19 protein-coding genes, 1 other RNA gene and 1 pseudogene are annotated in these 20,583 nt (G+C 37.0%); 14 read left to right on the top strand and 7 right to left on the bottom strand.

The features are described from left to right. Window positions 1-26: 26 nt before the first annotated feature. From eno to ssrA, 7 genes are all read left to right on the top strand, one after another. Complete coding sequence (eno, locus tag JMM81_RS12060; protein WP_256241826.1) at window positions 27-1,322, top strand: phosphopyruvate hydratase; 1,296 nt, start codon at window positions 27-29, stop codon at window positions 1,320-1,322. A 292-nt stretch (window positions 1,323-1,614) separates the two neighbouring features. Continuing rightward, window positions 1,615-2,151: a DUF6241 domain-containing protein gene (locus tag JMM81_RS12055; RefSeq protein ID WP_256241825.1), complete on the top strand. Its 537-nt coding sequence runs from the start codon at window positions 1,615-1,617 to the stop codon at window positions 2,149-2,151. A 91-nt stretch (window positions 2,152-2,242) separates the two neighbouring features. Next, on the top strand, window positions 2,243-2,473 hold the full coding sequence (gene secG, locus JMM81_RS12050) for a preprotein translocase subunit SecG (RefSeq protein WP_256241877.1): 231 nt from the start codon (window positions 2,243-2,245) through the stop codon (window positions 2,471-2,473). A gap of 340 nt (window positions 2,474-2,813) precedes the next feature. Then, the gene (locus JMM81_RS12045) at window positions 2,814-3,560 is read left to right on the top strand and encodes an alpha/beta hydrolase (protein ID WP_256241876.1); all 747 of its coding nucleotides are present in this window, start codon (window positions 2,814-2,816) and stop codon (window positions 3,558-3,560) included. Window positions 3,561-3,654: 94 nt separating this feature from the next. Next, window positions 3,655-6,018, top strand: coding sequence for a ribonuclease R (gene rnr / locus JMM81_RS12040; RefSeq protein ID WP_256241824.1), 2,364 nt, complete (start codon window positions 3,655-3,657; stop codon window positions 6,016-6,018). Window positions 6,019-6,202: 184 nt separating this feature from the next. Beyond that, on the top strand, window positions 6,203-6,670 hold the full coding sequence (smpB, locus tag JMM81_RS12035; RefSeq protein ID WP_256241823.1) for an SsrA-binding protein SmpB: 468 nt from the start codon (window positions 6,203-6,205) through the stop codon (window positions 6,668-6,670). A gap of 311 nt (window positions 6,671-6,981) precedes the next feature. After that, window positions 6,982-7,340, top strand: a transfer-messenger RNA (tmRNA) gene (gene ssrA / locus JMM81_RS12030). A gap of 136 nt (window positions 7,341-7,476) precedes the next feature. On the opposite strand, the gene JMM81_RS12025 is transcribed toward ssrA, so the two are convergent. From JMM81_RS12025 to JMM81_RS11995, 7 genes are all read right to left on the bottom strand, one after another. Beyond that, complete coding sequence (locus JMM81_RS12025; RefSeq protein ID WP_256241822.1) at window positions 7,477-7,707, bottom strand: hypothetical protein; 231 nt, start codon at window positions 7,705-7,707, stop codon at window positions 7,477-7,479. 52 nt (window positions 7,708-7,759) lie between these two features. Further along, window positions 7,760-7,948, bottom strand: coding sequence for a hypothetical protein (locus tag JMM81_RS12020; protein ID WP_256241821.1), 189 nt, complete (start codon window positions 7,946-7,948; stop codon window positions 7,760-7,762). A gap of 243 nt (window positions 7,949-8,191) precedes the next feature. Next, window positions 8,192-8,605 carry a DUF350 domain-containing protein gene (locus JMM81_RS12015; protein WP_256241820.1) on the bottom strand — a complete coding sequence of 138 codons (414 nt, stop codon included), beginning with the start codon at window positions 8,603-8,605 and terminating at the stop codon, window positions 8,192-8,194. Window positions 8,606-8,607: 2 nt separating this feature from the next. Continuing rightward, complete coding sequence (locus JMM81_RS12010) at window positions 8,608-9,903, bottom strand: glutathionylspermidine synthase family protein (protein WP_256241819.1); 1,296 nt, start codon at window positions 9,901-9,903, stop codon at window positions 8,608-8,610. Beyond that, window positions 9,893-10,198, bottom strand: coding sequence for a hypothetical protein (locus JMM81_RS12005; protein WP_256241818.1), 306 nt, complete (start codon window positions 10,196-10,198; stop codon window positions 9,893-9,895). The genes JMM81_RS12010 and JMM81_RS12005 overlap by 11 nt, the downstream gene beginning before the upstream one ends. Window position 10,199: 1 nt before the next feature. After that, complete coding sequence (locus tag JMM81_RS12000; RefSeq protein ID WP_256241817.1) at window positions 10,200-10,676, bottom strand: hypothetical protein; 477 nt, start codon at window positions 10,674-10,676, stop codon at window positions 10,200-10,202. A 193-nt stretch (window positions 10,677-10,869) separates the two neighbouring features. Continuing rightward, window positions 10,870-11,067 (bottom strand): IDEAL domain-containing protein, encoded by a 198-nt coding sequence (locus JMM81_RS11995; RefSeq protein WP_256241816.1) that lies wholly within the window; start codon window positions 11,065-11,067, stop codon window positions 10,870-10,872. 344 nt (window positions 11,068-11,411) lie between these two features. Between JMM81_RS11995 and JMM81_RS11990 the strand changes: the two genes are divergently transcribed. The 7 genes and pseudogenes from JMM81_RS11990 to JMM81_RS11960 all read left to right on the top strand — a co-directional run bounded on the left by JMM81_RS11990 (window position 11,412) and on the right by JMM81_RS11960 (window position 20,583). Then, entirely contained in the window at window positions 11,412-11,900 is a 489-nt protein-coding gene (locus JMM81_RS11990; protein ID WP_256241815.1) for a CarD family transcriptional regulator, read from the top strand. Between the two features lie 646 nt (window positions 11,901-12,546). After that, complete coding sequence (locus tag JMM81_RS11985) at window positions 12,547-13,965, top strand: MFS transporter (RefSeq protein ID WP_375162378.1); 1,419 nt, start codon at window positions 12,547-12,549, stop codon at window positions 13,963-13,965. Between the two features lie 517 nt (window positions 13,966-14,482). Next, a complete protein-coding gene (locus JMM81_RS11980; protein ID WP_375162377.1) occupies window positions 14,483-15,895 on the top strand; it encodes an MFS transporter in 1,413 nt (470 codons plus the stop codon). Window positions 15,896-16,888: 993 nt separating this feature from the next. Further along, window positions 16,889-18,295 carry an MFS transporter gene (locus tag JMM81_RS11975; protein WP_256241814.1) on the top strand — a complete coding sequence of 469 codons (1,407 nt, stop codon included), beginning with the start codon at window positions 16,889-16,891 and terminating at the stop codon, window positions 18,293-18,295. 201 nt (window positions 18,296-18,496) lie between these two features. Continuing rightward, the gene (locus tag JMM81_RS11970) at window positions 18,497-19,216 is read left to right on the top strand and encodes a GntR family transcriptional regulator (protein WP_256241813.1); all 720 of its coding nucleotides are present in this window, start codon (window positions 18,497-18,499) and stop codon (window positions 19,214-19,216) included. 219 nt (window positions 19,217-19,435) lie between these two features. Continuing rightward, window positions 19,436-19,720 (top strand): annotated as a pseudogene (locus tag JMM81_RS11965) (mannonate dehydratase); the annotation flags it as partial. A 218-nt stretch (window positions 19,721-19,938) separates the two neighbouring features. Then, complete coding sequence (locus tag JMM81_RS11960; protein WP_256241811.1) at window positions 19,939-20,583, top strand: bifunctional 2-keto-4-hydroxyglutarate aldolase/2-keto-3-deoxy-6-phosphogluconate aldolase; 645 nt, start codon at window positions 19,939-19,941, stop codon at window positions 20,581-20,583.

Genomic DNA, 20,583 nt, shown 5'->3' with positions numbered 1-20,583 from the left:
GAACCATATTAAAGGAGAGATTTTAAATGCCAAATATCCAACATGTTTATGCTCGTGAAGTTCTTGATTCCCGTGGAAATCCAACAGTAGAAGTAGAAGTTTTAACAGAATCAGGATTCTTTGGACGTGCTATTGTTCCATCTGGTGCATCTACTGGTGAACATGAAGCTGTTGAACTTCGTGACGGCGACAAATCCCGTTACCTTGGTAAAGGTGTATTAAAAGCAGTTGAAAATGTAAATGAAGTGATCGCTGAAGAAATTCTTGGTATAGATGTTACAGATCAAGTGGGTATCGACCGTACCATGATCGAACTTGATGGAACAGAAAACAAAGGAAAATTAGGTGCTAATGCGATTCTTGGTGTATCTATGGCTTGTGCACATGCAGCAGCAGAATCTGTAGGTCTTCCATTATATCGTTACCTTGGTGGAACCAATGCGAAGCAACTTCCAACACCAATGATGAATATTATTAATGGTGGATCTCATGCTGATAACAATGTAGACTTCCAAGAATTCATGATTCTTCCAGTTGGAGCTCCTTCTTTTAAAGAAGCGATCCGTATGGGTGCAGAAGTCTTCCATTCATTGAAAAAAGTATTATCTGGAAAAGGTTTAAATACAGCAGTGGGTGACGAAGGTGGATTTGCTCCAAACCTTGGTTCAAACCGTGAAGCGTTAGAAGTGATTATCGAAGCGATTTCAGCAGCTGGTTATGAAGCAGGAAAAGACATCTACTTAGGAATGGACGTTGCGTCTTCTGAGTTCTATAACAAAGAAACAGGCAAATATGATCTTGCTGGTGAAGGACGCACAGGATTATCTTCAGAAGAAATGGTTAATTTTTATGAAGAGCTTTGTAATGAATTCCCAATCATTTCAATTGAAGATGGCTTAGATGAAAACGACTGGGAAGGCCACAAGTTATTAACAGATCGCATTGGTCAAAAAGTTCAACTTGTTGGGGACGATCTATTTGTAACAAATACGAAGAAGTTAGCTGAAGGGATTGAAAAAGGAATCTCTAACTCAATTCTTATTAAAGTAAACCAAATCGGTACATTAACGGAAACGTTTGATGCCATTGAAATGGCAAAACGTGCTGGCTATACAGCAGTTGTTTCTCACCGTTCTGGTGAAACAGAAGATGCTACAATTGCAGACATCGCTGTTGCAACAAACGCTGGCCAAATCAAAACAGGTTCTATGTCTCGTACAGACCGTATTGCGAAATACAACCAACTTCTTCGCATTGAAGACGAACTTGGTGAATTAGCGGTATACGATGGGTTGAAATCTTTCTATAACTTGAAAAAATAATATGCTTTAGGCGATGAGCCTTAAATAAAGTTATACAAAAGTTATTATCTATAGCCTTCTATATATGTGATCTTCTACATATATAGAAGGTTTTTTTGTTTTACAGAAGGGTTGAAGTGGTGGTGGGTTTCTCCATTCTACTCGGGTCTATTGATGCTTCCTGGTACCTTTATACCGAAGGAAAAAGTCAATGATTATAAAGTCGTATAAATTGATAGAGTTTGAAACAAAAGGTATAATGGATATACAGATTTTTCTATATGATTACGATAGATTGGAGAAAATGTGGGATATGAAAAAGAAAATAGTAACAATTCTACTAGTAGTTATTGGTATTTTCATTGTCTTTGTGGCATTTAATCTATCGAATAAACAAACGGTAACTGTCACGGAAAAAAATCAACCAACTTCTGAAGGTCAACCTGACGGTGGAACTTTTATTGAAATACAAGAGGAAAGAACTGAGTCGATTGAAGCAGAATTACCTAAGGATATAAGTGAAGAACAGGTGCAGCAGATTATTCATAATATGAGTCATCAAAAAATTAGAGCAGAAGATAAATGGGGGTTTACCCCATTAACCCTTGAGCGTGTTGAAAGATTACTAGAAGTTGTTAACGCTAACCAATATGAACAGGCAGATTTATATTTGGACATTCTTAATCGTTGGAAGGAAGCCGATTTTTCACAAGCAGATAGAGATCATAATGCCATCTGGAGACTTCAAAATGGAACAATAGGAGAAGCAACAGGACTCCTAACTATTGAAGAAGAGCAAGAGCTCATTAAGAAAAACTTCAAGGTAAAAGATATGGGGAAAGAAGAATAAAAAAATGCATGAAACTATTTGGATCAAATCGGGTAATATGATAAAATAGAAATATTGTAAAAGTGCGTTTTCAGGAGGATTCTTATATATGTTGCATACGATCTTACTTACATTACTTGTCATTGTATCGATTAGTCTTATTGTTGTTGTCCTTCTTCAATCAGGAAAAAGTGCTGGTTTATCAGGGGCGATTTCTGGGGGCGCTGAACAATTATTTGGGAAACAAAAGGCTCGTGGACTAGACTTAGTTCTCCATCGGATTACGGTTGTTTTAGGGGTTCTATTTTTTGTTTTAGCGATTGCAGTAGCATATTTTGTTTAATACAGTAAAAAGCCTGACCAATTGGTCAGGCTTTTTACTGTTCTTGGGAATAGTGTCGTAAGACTAAATAATGGCATGTTCCTTTATGTTTTGCTAAAACTAATAATATCAATGAAACGTTTGTTTAACTTCATTCAGCAGAAGTCCTCCACTTCTGTAAGTGGGGGATGAATGCAAAAAGCTCTCTGATTCAGTGGGGGTTCAAACCCCGGCTGAATGAAGTTAAGCCTCCGGCGGATGCCTCGGATTTTTTAAAGGTAATTTATCGAGCAAGCTCGATAAAAATCCGGGCGCAAATTCGGCGGGGCGAATTTGATAAAAAGAGAAGGAGTTTTTTATGATGAAAATGGTTGCGCCGAAGCCTTTTACATTTGGAGATGGGAAGAGAGCTGTCTTGTTATTGCATGGATTTACAGGCAATACAGCTGATGTACGGATGCTTGCTCGTTTCCTTGAAAAGAGGGGTTATACATGCCATGCACCACTGTTTAAAGGTCATGGAGTTCCACCGGAGGAACTTGTTCTAAGTGGACCTGAAGATTGGTGGGAAAACGCCATGGAAGGATATGAACTTTTAAAACAGAAAGGTCATAAAGAAATTGCGGTTGCGGGACTATCACTTGGTGGGGTATTTTCCTTGAAATTAGGATACACTGTACCTATAAAGGGAATTGTTCCGATGTGTGCACCCGCCCATATTAAAAGTGAAGAAGTCATGTATAAAGGAATTCTTGAGTATGCTCGTGGATATAAACAGTTAGAAGGAAAAACAGAGGATCAAATACAGCAAGAAATGATTGATTTTCAAAAAACACCGATGATAACATTGAAGGCATTGCAGGATTTAATTGCTGATGTTCGTGATCATATTGATATGATATACGCGCCATTATTTATTGTCCAAGCTCGTCATGACCATATGATAAATACAGATAGTGCGAATATTATATATAATAATGCGGAATCTCTTGAAAAAGAGTTAAAGTGGTATGAAGAATCAGGGCATGCGATTACACTAGATAAGGAAAAGGATATGCTGCATGAAGACGTATATCAATTTTTAGAAAAACTAGATTGGGAAGAGTAAGTAGGGTACTATCTGTCTAGCCCATAAAAAAGTTTACTATTCATTAACAATACTCAAATGATTTACTAATGATTGTCTAAAAGGAGGCGATATAATGGATGAAATTATTCAGCAACATATTAATCGACTATTGCATTATATGAAAGATGAGGCGTATAAACCGTTAACGGTTCAAGAATTAGAGGAAGCGTTAGGGGTAGAAGATTCTGCAGAATTTAAAGATTTTGTCAAAGCTCTTGTGCAAATGGAAGAAAAAGGTTTGGTCGTTCGTACGAGAAGCAATCGTTATGGACTACCAGAAAAAATGAGTCTTATTCGTGGAAAGCTTACAGGACATGCGAAGGGATTTGCCTTTGTCATTCCAGATGAACCTGGGATGGATGATATATTTATTCCACCGAATGAAACAAATAATGCGCTGCATGGAGACACTGTGCTTGCACGTGTTTCATCAGAAAGCTCAGGACAACGGCGAGAAGGTGCCGTTGTAAGGATTCTTGAAAGAGGGATTCAACAAATTGTTGGTACTTATACGGAGAGTAAGAGTTTCGGCTTTGTGATTCCAGATGAAAAGAAATTCGCTGGTGATATTTTTATACCGAAGGCGGATTCAAATGGTGCCGTAGAAGGTCATAAAGTGGTTGTGAAGTTAACAACCTATCCTGAAGGAAGAATGAGTGCAGAAGGAGAAGTTATCGAAATCCTTGGTCATAAAAATGATCCTGGTGTTGATATTCTTTCTGTCATTCATAAACATGGGCTACCACAAGAATTTCCTGAAGAAGTTCTACAGCAAGCCAATGAAACGCCTGATACGATTGACGACAGTGAGATTCAAAACCGTCGTGACTTACGAAATGAAACAATTGTAACGATTGATGGAGCGGATGCAAAAGATTTGGATGATGCTGTTACTGTTACTAAGCTTGAGAATGGAAATTACAAGTTGGGTGTACATATCGCCGATGTGAGCTATTATGTAACAGAAGGTTCACCTATCGATCGTGAAGCGGCTGATCGAGCGACGAGCGTGTATTTAGTGGACCGGGTTATTCCAATGATTCCGCATAGACTATCAAACGGGATTTGTTCCTTAAATCCAAAGGTAGATCGGTTAACACTTTCTTGTGAGATGGAGATTGATTCGGATGGTGAAGTGGTTAATCATGAAATTTTTCAAAGCGTGATTAAAACAACGGAGCGGATGACGTATTCTGATGTGAACCGTATTCTAACTGATCAAGACGAAGAACTGATGAAACGTTATGAGCCGCTTGTTCCTATGTTTCAATTGATGGGAGAGCTCGCACAAATATTAACGGCGAAGCGGAAACACCGTGGTGCCATTGATTTTGATTTTAAAGAAGCGAAAGTATTGGTAGATGAAGAGGGAAAACCAACAGATGTTGTTCTAAGGGAAAGATCGGTCGGTGAGAAATTAATTGAGGAATTTATGCTTGCAGCTAATGAAACGATTGCTGAACATTTTCACTGGCTTGATGTTCCGTTTATTTACCGAATTCATGATGATCCGAAAGAAGATAAACTACGACGGTTCTTTGAGTTTATAACAAACTTTGGTTATATCGTAAAAGGAACGGCTAATTCTGTTCATCCTCGTGCTCTTCAGGAAATTATTGAAGATGTACAGGGGAAACCGGAAGGAATGGTCATTTCAACGGTGATGCTTCGCTCGATGCAACAAGCTAAATATGATCCGGAAAATCTTGGCCATTTCGGGTTATCGACTGAATTTTATACCCATTTTACATCGCCGATTCGTCGTTATCCGGATTTAATTGTTCACCGTTTGATCCGAACGTATTTAATCGAAGGAAAATTAGATCATGCAACAAGAGAAAAGTGGGATGCGATGCTCCGAGATATTGCGGATCATTCTTCCAAAATGGAACGTCGCTCTGTTGATGCTGAACGGGAAACGGATGAATTGAAGAAAGCTGAATATATGGAAGATAAAATTGGCGAAGAATATGATGGAATTATTGGTTCGGTTACCAATTTCGGTATGTTTGTTGAGCTTCCGAATACGATTGAAGGCCTTGTTCATGTGAGCTATATGACAGATGATTATTATCGTTTTGATGAGCGTCATTTAGCAATGATTGGGGAACGTACAGGTAATGTGTACCGAATTGGCGATGAAATCACAGTTCGAGTTGTCAACGTAAACAAGGATGAAAGATCCATTGATTTTGAAATTGTTGGCATGAAAGGTACACGCAGACGTGATCCAAATGAAGGTGGACGTGTTTTCAAAACAGGCAGTTCTGAACGTAAGCCTCGTAAAGGGAGCGGAGAAGCAAGTAGCTCGAGACGTAATAGTCGAAATAAAAAAGATAGTAATGGCAGCAACAGCAGTAAAGCGCCAAAGAAGAAAAATAAGAATAAAAAGTTCTTTGAAAATGCACCAAAAGCAAAGCGAAAGAAAAAACGTTAAGACATTTTGCTAAAAGCAAATCAAAACGCCCGAGAATCAGATAAAGATAGGAAAAACGGACATGAAAATCGAATAAGGGGAGAAGGCTGGTCACGAAAAGGGGGAAATATTATCCCCTTTTCTACCGATTTGTGAGATATGAAAATTTTTGTTAAAATAGAGCAATAGAAAGTGGGGAAGCTCTATGCCAAAAGGTGCAGGTAAGGTTATTGCGCAAAATAAAAAAGCGAATCATGACTATTTTATTGAAGAAACCTATGAAGCAGGGATTGTGCTACAAGGAACTGAGATTAAAGCCATCCGTGCTGGTCGAGTGAATATGAGGGATTCTTATGCTCGAATTATAAATGGGGAAGTATTCTTGGTCGGAATGCATATTAGCCCATATGAACAAGGGAACCGTTATAATCATGATCCATTGCGGACGAGAAAGCTATTGCTTCATAAAAAGCAAATTGATAAACTGATTGGTGAAACAAAAGAAGTGGGTTATGCGCTTATCCCGCTAAAAATCTATTTGAAAAATGGGTTTGCTAAAGCATTAATCGGTTTAGCAAAAGGGAAAAAGAACTATGATAAACGTGAAAGCTTAAAGAAAAAAGAAGCGAAACGTGAGATGGAACGTGCCTTTCGTGATAGACAAAAGATGTAGTATTTAACGGATTGGAAGGTTATCCAGTAACTTACAATTGAAGTTGCCACAGTGTATGCTATAATAGGTTTATGTCAGCAACGACTGACACAAATGGATTAGAAAGTTATCCAGTAACTTACAATTGAAATCATCACAATTTATGTTATAATAAGTTTATGTCAGCAGCGACTGACACCATCTTTACAAGCTCGACCTTCGAGCATTCCTAACGTCAGCGCATAAAGCGCGAATCGTACAGATGATTAAAACAATAGAGCATACAAGTTTGTGTGAACATCTATTCCATTCATCGTCGATTTTCTTATTATGGGGACGCTACGGATTCGACAGGGGTAGTTCGAGCTTAGGTGGCGAGTCGAGGGGATCGGCCTCGTTAAAACGTCAAAGCCTATAACTGGCAAACAACAAAACAACTTCGCTTTAGCTGCTTAATAGCGCTTAGCGGTTCCTCCCTCCATCGCCCATGTGGTAGGGTAAGGGACTCAAATGAAGTGGGCTACGCTGGATTCCACCGTCTGAGGATGAAAGAAGAGAACAACCAGACTAGCTGCCCGGACGCCCGTCGATAGGCATATGATGCAGTGAATCGCTAATATATCGACTACACTCGTAGAAGCTTAAGTGTCGATATTCTTGGACGAGGGTTCGACTCCCTCCGTCTCCACCAAATACATATTCTTGGTGGTTAAATACGAAATCAAAACGGACTTACCGATAATGGTAAGTTCGTTTTTTATACTTAAAAATAGCAGGTTTTTAATATAAAAAGGATGTGCGAAGTGTGCACATCCAAGTTTTTTAAGTTAAGCCATCTGGACAGCTTCATTTAATTTTTCGGTTGATTCAACGATTTTTTGTGTAGCGGAGCCAATTTCCGTGATGACGGTGACAAGATTTTGAATCTCTGAATCTGTTTTTTGAACGGTAACAAGATTTTCGTGTGCTGCTTTTACGATACGGTCAAAGGACTCTTGCATCAAGGCCGATTTATGTTGCCCATCATTTGTTAATGTTTCGACTTCTTGTAAGCTCACACTGACATTGTCTTTTTGTTCGGTAATTTGTTCAGTGAATGTTCGGGTTAATTCAACGGAGTTCTTTGTTTGTTCCGAAAGCTTCCTTTTTCATTTCCTCAATCGTAAGACCAATAGCGTTTAATTGATTTTGTATATTTTCGTCTGAAATGGAACATACGACCTCTTGTTCACTTGCATCTTGAAGCCAGTTTGTTTCATTTTTTTGTTTTAATTTAAAGATAGAATTAAGAAGAACCATTTTGAAAACTCCTTTGCTTATATGTAGAAAATCAATACCTTTATCCGTTTATGAATCTACTACCATCTACTATCTAACTATTTAGGGAAAATAAATATGATTGAATTTACTCTAGCATTAAACAAAAACATAGGCAATTCCATGGTGTACTTATACATGAAAATTCCCGGCGTTTTAAGAAATGCTGGGAATTTTTTAATAGACTAAAAGCCGAATCAAATTTTGATCCGGCTCTTACTTTCATTAATATGTCAAGCTTCCTGCCACAACTAAACCAACGGTAATTCCTGCGGCAAATAGGCTGAAGCCGACCGCAATATTGCCTTCTTCAACTTTTTTCGCTAAATTCGTTTTCGGCGTTAAAACATATTCGATGATCAAATAGACAATCACTTGTGTAACAATCCCAATTAAGCCCCAAATAAAGGCATCTAGTAAATGGACGCTTCCACCCCAAACGGTGTAGAGAGTAATTCCCAAACCAATTACCTTTCCCCATAGCTTTAAAGCAACCGCTGTATTCCCGGCTTTAATCAATTCCCATTCAGAAAATTTGGTTGTAAGGGCAAAAACGATAATACCGAGTATAATAAGTCCTAAGCCTGTCCCCACATGGGCTAAAAAATTCAAAAAACTATGTGATGAAATAAACTCCATTATTATTCCTCCTCTTTCTTTAAACCAACTGGCAAGAAATATGATTCATTATCGGTTATTTGTCTTCCTGCTCGAATTCCAATCGCACTGGCTTGACCATTCACGTAAAAACATCCATACATATAATGAACAGTCTTTTTACCTTGTTCTGTTTGAACGACCATTTGGGGAAGCTTGATAAATTGTTGAAAAACAGGCAATGAATGTTCATAGGTTTTATGACGGTCCTCATCGATCTTCTTGCCACTAGCCTGATAAATTTCAATGCTATCTCCTTCACGGCCGAAGGAGGGCTTTTTCACATAAGAAATCCCTTGTTTTTGAAAAAAATCCGCATCAAGATACGTAGGTAAAAAATAAGTAGAAATCCAATCATGTTCTTCTTTTGTGTAAAAAGAATGCTGGGTTTCATGCAATCCCCATATAAGTGCCATAACCGCTTTTGATTGCAGCAAAAATGCAGATGGGGGATTTAAAATAGCTAATTCCTTCTCTTCCACAAACTTCATTAACAACTGTCCTACTTTTTCTTTTGTAACTGGATCCTCATCATCAATGAGATGTTCGATTGGATAGGTTTGTCGGTATAAAACATCAATCTTTTTGCCGTTAGTATCATAAAGTCCCTGTTCAAAGATGACTTCCCCATTCTCGATTATGGGTTCAGACACAAGTTGTAGTCGATCAAGACTCAAATACTGACTATCCAGGCCATATAATTCTTGTAAATAGAGGGTTGTCAAACGGTCTTCATCATGCTCTGTGTGTGAAGTAAAAACAATATTAGGTTTTTTTCGTTTTTCAAGAGAATCAGCTGCGGTATGAACAGCTTCTTGAACGGCCTTCCGAAGTTTTTGCTCGCAACCTTCATTTGGGTTGTTCCATCCAAATTCTTTGCAAACGGCACCATTTACAGAAAAAGCTTCCTTAATAAAAGTGGGTGTATCGGAATTGACTTCAAGTAGTTTCACATCCTCCTTAGTGACGACTAAATCAAGGCGTGCGATGACACTTTCGAAGGAGGGGATCGTTTGAAGACGGATAAAAGTAAGTGATCCTGAAGGAAACCCAAGTTGTAGTAATGTTTCATCATCCAATTGCCGCAAGAGAGGAGCGGTTTTCAAGAGAATATGGCCGATTATTTCGGTTGCTTGCCTGATGCGTTTGACATTTGTAAGTGGTTCGATTTTTACGTCCCATAAGGCATATTCTATTCCAAATAAATCATGCCAAAATCCTTCAATCTGTTTGAAAAACTGTTGCCGGTCATGACGGAAATGGTTCATATTATCCTCCATAACCACCTTTTGAACCGCTTCCGATCCCTGACTTAAATGATTTTTCATAAGATTGATAATTAGAGCTACCTCTTAATGCGTTTTTATTAGAATAAAAGGCTCCGCCATAGTAGTAATATCCAGAACGAGAGGAGGTACGATCATCACAATAGTACGTTCCAGTATCGCTATCCCATTCCCAATCATTACAATCGGTTCCGGACGGTTGGGCCGGACGGTTTTGTCCACATGCGGTTAAAGACGAAACGAGGGCAGCGGCTATGACACCTTTCATCATTTTCTCTGTCTTCTTCAATCTAGGTTTCATCTCCTTGTGCTGATAGTTGATAGCCTGTTGAGGTCATGTACAAAATATACACTTGGCGGTCTTCGTCAATCTCTGCCGAATCCCGTTCCCATTCCATTCCATTATAGTAGGTATAGACGCTCCCGATTATACTTAACACATCTATATGATTGGTAAAATGTTCAGATGTAATGAGAGGGTGATCCCTGATGCTATTCAGTTCGCGTATTTCAAGTGCAATTCCTTCCTGGGAAGGCCGTTCCTTTTCGATTGGATTTTCTTCGTGAATTTCAAGATAAATGATAAATAAATCGTCCTCAATCGCAGAAGAAAGTTGTTTATATGTAACACCATCTTTAACGAAAAACTCGCATTCTCTTCTTGCTAAAATTTGTTCCAGCTCAATTTCTGGATAATGATAAATCGGAACATAGTGTTCCTTTCCTTTTTGAAGTCGATATTCCAAAACAGCTTTTTGAAATTTCATTAAATACCTCCCTTTTTATATTTTCAGTTATTTATTACGTCTTATTATACAAAAATGTTTCAAAGTATAGGAGAGCAATAATCAAAAATCTAATTTCACGACTTCTTTCCTATATATTATACAAGAATCTTCATTAAACATAAAAAGACCCAATTTCAAATGAAACCGGGCTTAGTGTTATATTTATATTTAACTATTCAAGATATGTCTGTAATCTCTCTGTTAATCGTAAGAAATCTTTTTCGTTTCTGTCGCGTAATGAGAGGTCGATTTCCTTTAGTATTTGCTCTTTTTGGAAATCACGTAGTGCCTTGTCTAACACCATTTCAGCGATTTTCGAGTCATCAGTTACCTCAGGTTGTTGGGGTGCATTTAGAAAATACTTTTTCATTGGAAATCAACTCCTTAACCTTTTTTAAATTATAACAGAAAATATCAGATAATTCAAATATTTTTTAAGCGTAAATATTAACAAATCCATTAGTTATCAAATATGAAGACAAAAGGTACTAATTTTGTACTGTAATAGTCTGATTTTAGAGTAATGAGAGTTATACTCCACTGTACTTTATATAGAAAGAGTGTTCTTATTAAAGGTAATTAGTGGTAAATATTTATGTAAAATAAAGGATAGAAATATTGATTAATAATTCTTGACGCAATATATTTTTTCATGATAAAATAGAAAATTTGATTTAAAATATTTAATGTGATACTATATAAGAGTAAGTACATATGGAGGTGGATGATTTGTTTCAAATCGGCGATAAGATTTTTTATCCTATGCATGGTGCAGGGATCATTGAAGCCATAGAGGAGAAGGAAATCCAAGGGAAAGCACAGGAATATTGTGTCATTACCATACCTATTAGTCGCATGGACATTATGCTTCCAATGAAGAAAATGGTTGAATTCGGTGTTCGTTCTATTATGGATCGGGAAACATTAAGTCATATTTTATTTGATTTTCACCATGATATACCAACTGATGCTCTTCCATGGAAAGAACGATATAGCTTGAATATGGAAAAAATGAAGACAGGAGATTTACATGATTCTGCTGAAGTCGTTCGAGATCTCCTGTATCGCAATAAGGCAAAATCACTTAATTCAAGTGAGAAACAAATGCTCCATCAAGCTCAAAGAAATATGATCAGTGAGATGGTTATGATTAAAGATATCACTGAAAATCAAGCGGCAGACTTATTAAAAATTTCGAGTTAGAGGGAGTTTTCCACCATTGATAATCATTTGGTGGTTTTTATTTGAATATATTCTGATTATCAATAACTAGAAATAAAAAAACAATGGCATAAATTGCTCATTGTTTTTTTGTTTTTTCATAAATCTTTTGGAAAACCTAAATTTGACCACCTTGTATTAGATACTCATGTAAAAACCTAGAAAAATTATACATATAGAAAATGAATTTTGTATGAAAGTGTTTTGTACTTTAGTATGGTGTGGGAATAAGAGTACTATCGCTCATTATCACAGTAACGTTTAACTTCATTCAGCAAATGCTTTTTGTACCGAAAGCTTGCGACAGGTACAGAAGTCCTCCACTTCTGTAAGTGCGGGATGAATGCAAAAAGCTCTCTGATTCAGTGGGGTTCAAACCCCGACTGCATGAAGTTAAGCCTCCGGGCGCAAATTCGGCGGGGCGAATTTGATGTATAAACAAAAGTTTTTCATAAGATAAGATTAATAAATCAGCCATATAAGGGAAATATAACACCCATGGAGCTAATGGAATGATTAATTAGAAAAATAATCATTCTCGTAAAATTCTCTTGATTTTTATGAATGATATAGGGGTTATTATAATTTTTATCGTGCTTTGTGAACAAAGATTTAGGAGGAATAGACTATGAGTATGGACCAACCTACTCCAAAGCAAAATGATTTAGGTGGAAATGAAAAAAATGTACGTCCTTTTGGTATAAGAGATAAATTCGGTTATTTGTTAGGTGATTTTGGAAACGATTTTTCGTTCATACTTGTAAGCGCATTCCTAATGGTATTTTATACAGATGTTTTTGGAATTAGCGCAGCTCAGGTAGGGACCCTCTTTTTAGTAGCTCGATTATGGGACTCCGTTACGGATGTATTCTGGGGCCGGTTTATTGATTCAAGAAAACAAACGAAGATTGGTAAATTTAAACCTTGGATTTTCAGGATGTCTATCCCGCTTGTTATCTCAAGTGCCCTAATGTTCGTACAGATTCCAGGTATGTCGAATGGATTCTACTTAGCCTATGCGTATGTAACCTATATTTTATGGGGAATGTTGTACACGAGTGTAAATATTCCTTATGGTTCCATGGCTTCTGTTATTTCTGGTGATGCCGTTGATCGAACTGCTTTATCGACTTGGAGAACGATGGGGGCGATGTTGGCAAGTTTAATTATTAACGTACTTGGTCCGCTGCTTATATTTGTAGACAACCAGATTGATCCAAATCGCATGTTAATGACAGCTATTGTATTTAGTATTCTTGCTTTTGCTTGTTATATGGGCTGTGTTCGATTATCAACAGAACGGATTAAACTTCAAGAAAAGCAGGAGGGGGAAAAAGGTGATTTAGGTGCAACAGCAAAGGGATTAGTAAAAAATAAACCATTAATTACGATTCTTATAGCCTCTCTTTTATTTATGATGAATATGTTGCTTATCGGTGCTATAAACATATACTTATTTAAGGATTATTTTGGTAATACAACTGCACTAAGTATTATTGGTTTTATTCAAACAGCCGCCGTATTTGTTGCTATTCCGTTGTTAAAGCCTCTTGTCGCAAGGTTTGGTAAAAAAGAGGTTGCGTCGGGAGGGATGTTGCTTGCATCCACTTTCTATTTTATCCTATATTTCATGTCGAATGTCTCAGTAACGCTATTCTTGGTATTTTCAGCAATTGCTATGTTTGGGTTTGGTTTCTTCAATTTAGTTGTATGGGCATTTGTAACAGATGTTATTGACTATCATGAGTATTTAACAGGTTTACGTGAAGATGGAACGGTATATGCAGTTTATTCATTTGCACGTAAAGTAGGACAAGCCTTAGCGGGTGGTCTCGGTGGTTTCGCCATTGCTGCTGTTGGTTATCAAGCAGGGATTGATACGCAGCAACCTCAAGAGGTACTTAATGGCATCTATACATTAGCTACATTAATTCCAGCGATCATCTATCTCGTGATTTTTTTAATTTTAGTTTTCCTTTATCCACTGAATAAAAAACGAGTGTCTCAACTTGCTTCTGATATATCTGAAATAAGAAATAAGAAATAAGGATGTTAATGACTGTACCGCAATACGAATCATGTTAAAAGCATGTATCTTATGTTAGAAAAGCTTCTAACTAAGATACATGCTTTTTTTCTGTGTAAAAATAAAGTGTCGACCGGCTTACTTGAACAAACCTTTATGTACTTAGTAAAACATAAGCAGTAAAAATAGATTGACTAACATTTACATATTGGTTTGAGAGTAGACGCTTATAAAAGCCTTATATGTATATTTTGTGACATTTTAAAATTCCTTGTTGTCTGAAAGCGTTTTAAGATGCTAGTATACTTGAATGCAAAGAGAGGTGAAAATCAAGGGTTAGGATGTAATAGAATTTTAAGTGTGCTAGCAGACTGTTTAATGAATAGATTCATGAATCTATGACCGGGGATATATGAAGATGCTATAAAATAGAGCATTTTCCACGTTCAACTCACTTTTATTAAAAATGAAAGCGTTATTTGAAATAATAGAAAAATGTAAACTGCAATGAAATTTTACTTTTTAGGAGGAGAAAATAATGAGTATGGTGCAACCTGATTTAAAATATAATCCACCAGAGGATAACAAAAAAAATGTTCGACCTTTTGGGATAAGAGATAAGCTTGGTTATTTATTTGGTGATTTTGGAAACGATTTCTTCTTTATGTTAGTTAGTGCGTATTTAATGGTTTTCTATACAGATATTTTTCATATTAATGCAGCAATGGTCGGTTTGCTCTTTATGGTGGCACGTTTATGGGATGCTTTTGCTGACGTCGCCTGGGGACGTTTCATTGATACAAGAAAATCAACAAAAAATGGTAAATTTAGACCTTGGGTGTTAAGGATGTCATTTCCGCTTGTCATTAGCGGTGTGTTAATGTTCGTAACCATTCCAGGCATGTCAGATGGATTTTATCTAGCATGGGCATTTGTTTCTTATATTGTATGGGGAACATTATATGCTACAGTCAATATTCCATACGGCTCCATGGCTTCGGTTATTACAGATAACCCTATTGAGCGTACTACTTTATCGACTTGGAGAACAATGGGATCGATGTTGGCAGCTTTAATTATTAATGCTGTTGGACCATTAATTGTGTTTATTGACGATAAACTTGATGCAAATCGTATGTTTTTGGCCGCTGCTATTTTTGGTGTGTTGGCTATTGTTTGTTATATTGCGTGTTATAAATTAACAACTGAACGAGTTGTTGCACCAGAAGGTAATAATGAAAAAGGAAAATTCGGTAAAACGATGAAAGGTCTAGTCAAGAATAAAGCATTGCTTTGGATTCTTTTAGCATCATTGATGTTCATGGTAAATATGATGCTAGTTGGTGCGGTTAACGTATACTTATTTAAAGATTATTTTAGTAATGCTGCTGCATTAAGTATTGTGGGGATTATTCAGTCGGCTTCTGTATTTGTGGCTATGCCGTTAGTAACACCGCTTGTCGCGAAATATGGAAAAAAGGAAGTTGCTTCAATCGGTATGCTTCTTGCAGGTAGTGCTTATCTTCTTTTATACTTCTTCTCAGATATAGGTGTAGCAGGATTCTTAATTGGTACAACTGTTGGGATGTTTGGATTTGCTTTCTTTAACTTAGTCATTTGGGCATTCGTAACAGATGTCATCGATTATCATGAATATTTAACAGGGTTAAGAGAAGATGGAACGGTTTATTCTATCTATTCAATGGCACGTAAAATCGGACAAGCCATTGCCGGCGGACTCGGTGGTGTGGCAATTGCAGCCGTTGGATATAATGCCACTCTTGATCAGCAAACAGAAACAGCGCTTAACGGAATCTATACACTTGCTACGTTAGTACCTGCTTCTATCTATTTTGGAGTTGCGATTATCTTAATCTTCTTCTATCCTTTAAGTAAAAAACGTATCAATCAGCTTACAGCTGATTTAGCGGAAAGAAGAAACAATAGTTAATAAACATTTAACTTCATTCAGCAGAATTCCTCCACTTCTGTAAGTGGGGGATGAATGCAAAAAGCTCTCTGATTCAGTGGGGGTTCAAACCCCGACTGAATGAAGTTAAGCCTCCGGCGGATGCCTCGGATTTTTTAAAGGTCATTTATCGAGCGAGCTCGACGACGGACAGGACGTCCTAGTCAGGCGAAAGCCACAGGATGTGGCTTTCTGAAGCGTGATAAAAATCCGGGCGCAAATTCGGCGGGGCGAATTTGATAAATAATAGGTTTAAATAAAACATGTATCTCAGCTAAGCTTTCCTTTTCTGAGATACATGTTTTTATCATTTTAGGCGAGAAGACTCCCACTTCAATTTTGTGAAGGGCAACGCCCAAAAATAAGTGGGAGATGAATCGTCTTTTTGCGTAGTGAAACATGTGTTTGCGTGGTATAATATACCTGTACAAGTTGTTCTTTGAAAACTGAAGATAGGAGGTTCTAGCAGGAAAAACGTCTGCTAGGTAAAATCTTCAACGTTCTTTCGTCCCACACGTACCGAAGTTGCTAATCCTTAGCTAAAGTAGGACGTGTGGCGAGTCAACGTACAAGTTTGCATGACTGGCAGGAGGCTAAATTAGTCGTTTGTACTGCTAACCGTCGGTGCGACGGGGTTAGCCTGCTCAATATCTGTTCGATAGAACGGAGTTCGCAGGAATCCCCCACTTCAAATTTCGTCAGAAATTAAGTGGTGGGTAGTTCAATTGTCTTTTTTATATTCCTCACTATTTCTGTTTGTTCTATATCTCGAAAGGGTTTCGACCCCGTCAATTTATTTCCAAAAAATACATTAGAATAGAATCTACTTTTTCTAGTAATCTTTAATCTTGTATGCTAGAATACTTGTTTAGAAGAGAAAACTCTTTTATATTCATTGATCCGTTTCAAGCGGTTGAATGCAATTATTTTATTTAAAGCTATTATCTAATCAATCATATTTTGGAGGAAAGAAAAATGGAACAACCTGATCGAACTGTTACAGAAACTGTAACACCGTTAAATACCAAAACAAGAAAATTTGGTATGAGAGATAAATTTGGTTATTTGTTCGGTGATTTTGGGAATGACTTCTTTTTTATTTTAGTAAGTGCATTCTTAATGGTTTACTACACAGATATTTTTCATATTAGTGCAGCTACAGTAGGGGTTCTCTTTTTAGTAGCACGCTTATGGGGAGCGGTGGCCGATGTAACATGGGGGCGTTTCATTGATACAAGAAAGACGACCAAAAATGGTAAATTTAAACCTTGGATTTTAAGAATGTCTTTCCCGCTTGTCATAACAGGGGTATTAATGTTCGTACAGATTCCAGGCATGTCAGATGGATTTTACCTAGCATGGGCTTTTGTCACCTACATTGTCTGGGGAACGTTATATAGTACAGTCAATATTCCTTATGGCTCTATGGCGTCGGTTATTACCGATGATTCAGTTGAACGTACTACTTTATCGACTTGGCGAACAATGGGTGCCATGTTGGCCAGTTTAATTATTACTGTAGTAGGACCATTAGTTGTGTTTGTAGACAATAAGATTGATGCGAACCGTATGCTTATGACCGCTGTAGTCTTTGGTGTTCTTGCTATTATTTGCTACATTGGTTGTTATAAATTAACGACTGAACGTATTGTGGCACCTGAAACGATAAAGGTAAAAGCAAATATGGGTCAAACACTGAAAGGTCTTTTAAAGAATAAACCGTTAATTTGGATTCTTGTAGGATCACTCATTTTCATGGTAAATACGATGTTAATTAGTACAGTTAATACGTATTTATTTAAAGATTACTTTGGAAATACAGCAGCATTAAGTATAGTTGGTTTAGTACAAACGGCAGTGGTATTCATAGCTATTCCGTTAGTCAAACCACTTGTGGCGAAGTTTGGTAAAAAAGAAGTAGCATCAACAGGTATGGCATTAGCAGCTATTGTATATCTTATCTTATTCTTCTTAAAAGATTTAACTGCTATGCAATTTGTTGCCATTGTTGCTATTGGTATGTTTGGCTTTGCTTTCTTCAACATCGTTGTTTGGGCGTTTGTAACAGATGTGATCGATTATCATGAATATTTAACAGGTTTAAGAGAAGATGCAACAGTTTACTCTATCTATTCAATGGCTCGTAAAATAGGACAAGCGATTGCCGGTGGTGTTGGTGGTTTTGCGATTGCCGCGGTTGGCTATAACTCAACACATGCAGTGCAAACACAAGAAGCACTTAATGGTATTCATGCACTAGCTACTTTAGTGCCTGCTATCATCTATATGATGATTTTCCTTATTCTAGTATTCCTATATCCGCTGAACAAAGAACGTACAAATCAACTTACGATTGATTTAGCCGAAAAAAGAAAAGAATAAAATGAATCATCTAAAACGTTAAAGTAGAAAAAGGATAGCTAATCTATGTTAGTTATCCTCTTTGATGATGATAAAGCATAAATAAATATTGTATACAAGTATATTCTATTATTAGGATCAAGGTGCTATAATGGAATATAAAGACAATCCGAGAAGTATATTACTATTAATATGTCGTAAAGTATTGGGAGTGTAATGCGCATGTTTACAGTGTCAGCCAGATTATCTGGAGAAAATAATAAAGATTATTCTTACAGAGTCATCAAGGATGCAATTATGTATTTAGAATTACAACCAGGTCAAACAATCAGTGAAATAGAGTTAGCAGAGGCGTTGCAGATTTCACGTACACCCATAAGAGAGGTCATGGCAAAGCTAAGAGAAGAATACTTAGTAGAGGTATTTCCTCAAGTAGGAACGTATGTGTCAAAAATTAAATCTCAATTAATTGAAGAAGCTGCATTTATGCGTGTCACTTTAGAAAAAGAAGTATTAAAGGAGTCTTGTGAATCTTTTCCTAAGGAAAAGTTATTTGAACTCAAAAGAAATATTTTTCTTCAAGAAGAGTTGTTAGGGCAAAAAGGAACGGAACGAACATTTCATAAATTAGACACCGATTTCCACCATATTATTTTTCAAGGAAACAATAGAGAGAATGTTTGGGGTGCGATTATTCGATTAAGTACACATTACAATCGAATCAGGCTCCTTTCTGAGATGAAGGAGCATAATCTTTCTGACAAGATTGCCCAACATAAAAATATTGTTAAAATTATTGAAAATAAAGAAGTAGACCAAGTGGAAGAGAGTGTTAGAGAACATATTATTGAACCGATCAAGCATTGGGGAGATTTATATGACCCCAATAGTGTTTATGCACATTATCTTGACCTTACCCATAAGATGCCAGTATTCCAATAGACTCAGTGGATACTGGTCTTTTTTATTTTCTCCCTATTTAAAATTTCTCGCATAACCTTTTAGAATTCTCATTGTGTCGCACCTCATGATACTGAAATTCAGATCAGTCATTGATAACTTTATAGAAAATAAATTTATCTTATCCATTGAAATATCATTTAGCGTATGCTAGTATACAAGTATACACAGATATGGAGGTGTCCCGAATGGAAATGATATTTCAGTGGTGTAAAAGATCGTATTCACTTTGCTCACTTACGTAATGTGAAGATTACAGGTGAAAAATCATTCTGGGAGACTGAACATCTATCTGAAAAGGGCTCTTTAGACTTTTATGAAATTGTCAAAGCCTATCTGGATTATGGCTTCGATGGTCCATACCGTCCAGATCATGGTCGTATGATTTGGAGAGAAGAAGGTAGAGCAGGTTGCCGATTATATGATCGTGCATTAGGAGCTGTTTATATTAATGGTTTAATCGAAGCCATTAAGAAATCTTCCTAACAACTACATAAGCAAGAAAGGATTTTGCTTCTCCTGTTTCAAGTATAGAGCGAATCTCCGTATATTTTAGCGCATTTTATATATCCTAAATTACGAGATAGTCCTTAAGTATTCTACATGAAAATAGTGTTTTCATATAAAGTTTTTCATTGTTAGACAGTAACGTGCTTAATGAAGAAATTGAAGTTTTACTATTCGAAATAGATGAGGTGACCAAGATGTTACAAAAATTTGAAGTATTAAGTGAAATGCACAAAGGTTACGCAGTTGCCGTTATCCGTGGAAAAAATAAAGAAGATGCAGTTGAAATTTCAAAACATGCATTCAAAGGTGGTATTCGCTCTCTTGAAGTAACTTTCTCTACACCGGGAGCTGAAGAAGCAATTGCGGAACTTTCTCGTTTAGGTGAAAGTCAAATGATCGTAGGAGCAGGTACAGTCTTAGATGCAGAAACAGCAAGAATCTCCATTATGAATGGAGCGCGTTACATCGTTAGTCCGCATTTTGATAAAGAAATTTCACTCATGTGTAATCGTTATGCGGTTCCATACTTACCAGGATGTGGATCTGTAACGGAAATCCTAGAAGCCATTACTTATGGTTCGGATGTTGTGAAACTTTTCCCAGGTAGTTTAATGGGACCAGGTTTTATTAAAGATGTGAAAGGCCCAATCCCACATGCGCAATTGATGCCATCTGGCGGCGTAAGCATTGATAATGTTGACAAATGGATCAACAATGGTGCCTTTGCTGTTGGTATGGGTAGTGCTTTAACAAAAGGTGTAACAAATGGTGATTACAGCTCTGTTGAAAAAGTTGCTCGTGAATTCATGGATAAAATAGCATCCATAAAGGGTGAATAA

The sequence above is a fragment of the Bacillus sp. V3B genome (assembly GCF_024494465.1).
Taxonomy (GTDB): domain Bacteria; phylum Bacillota; class Bacilli; order Bacillales; family Cytobacillaceae; genus Bacillus_BD.
The sequence above is the reverse complement of the archived record's forward strand: the minus strand, read 5'-3'. Positions and strand labels throughout refer to the sequence as shown.

Bases quoted from the DNA above. Each gene is read 5' to 3' on its own strand.
- eno (WP_256241826.1), top strand. From the start codon at position 27: ATGCCAAATATCCAACATGTTTATGCTCGTGAAGTTCTTGATTCCCGT.
- JMM81_RS12055 (WP_256241825.1), top strand. From the start codon at position 1,615: ATGAAAAAGAAAATAGTAACAATTCTACTAGTAGTTATTGGTATTTTC.
- JMM81_RS12045 (WP_256241876.1), top strand. From the start codon at position 2,814: ATGAAAATGGTTGCGCCGAAGCCTTTTACATTTGGAGATGGGAAGAGA.
- rnr (WP_256241824.1), top strand. From the start codon at position 3,655: ATGGATGAAATTATTCAGCAACATATTAATCGACTATTGCATTATATG.
- smpB (WP_256241823.1), top strand. From the start codon at position 6,203: ATGCCAAAAGGTGCAGGTAAGGTTATTGCGCAAAATAAAAAAGCGAAT.
- JMM81_RS12020 (WP_256241821.1), bottom strand. From the start codon at position 7,948: ATGGTTCTTCTTAATTCTATCTTTAAATTAAAACAAAAAAATGAAACA.
- JMM81_RS12015 (WP_256241820.1), bottom strand. From the start codon at position 8,605: ATGGAGTTTATTTCATCACATAGTTTTTTGAATTTTTTAGCCCATGTG.
- JMM81_RS12010 (WP_256241819.1), bottom strand. From the start codon at position 9,903: ATGGAGGATAATATGAACCATTTCCGTCATGACCGGCAACAGTTTTTC.
- JMM81_RS12000 (WP_256241817.1), bottom strand. From the start codon at position 10,676: ATGAAATTTCAAAAAGCTGTTTTGGAATATCGACTTCAAAAAGGAAAG.
- JMM81_RS11995 (WP_256241816.1), bottom strand. From the start codon at position 11,067: ATGAAAAAGTATTTTCTAAATGCACCCCAACAACCTGAGGTAACTGAT.
- JMM81_RS11990 (WP_256241815.1), top strand. From the start codon at position 11,412: ATGGAGGTGGATGATTTGTTTCAAATCGGCGATAAGATTTTTTATCCT.
- JMM81_RS11985 (WP_375162378.1), top strand. From the start codon at position 12,547: ATGAGTATGGACCAACCTACTCCAAAGCAAAATGATTTAGGTGGAAAT.
- JMM81_RS11980 (WP_375162377.1), top strand. From the start codon at position 14,483: ATGAGTATGGTGCAACCTGATTTAAAATATAATCCACCAGAGGATAAC.
- JMM81_RS11975 (WP_256241814.1), top strand. From the start codon at position 16,889: ATGGAACAACCTGATCGAACTGTTACAGAAACTGTAACACCGTTAAAT.
- JMM81_RS11970 (WP_256241813.1), top strand. From the start codon at position 18,497: ATGTTTACAGTGTCAGCCAGATTATCTGGAGAAAATAATAAAGATTAT.
- JMM81_RS11960 (WP_256241811.1), top strand. From the start codon at position 19,939: ATGTTACAAAAATTTGAAGTATTAAGTGAAATGCACAAAGGTTACGCA.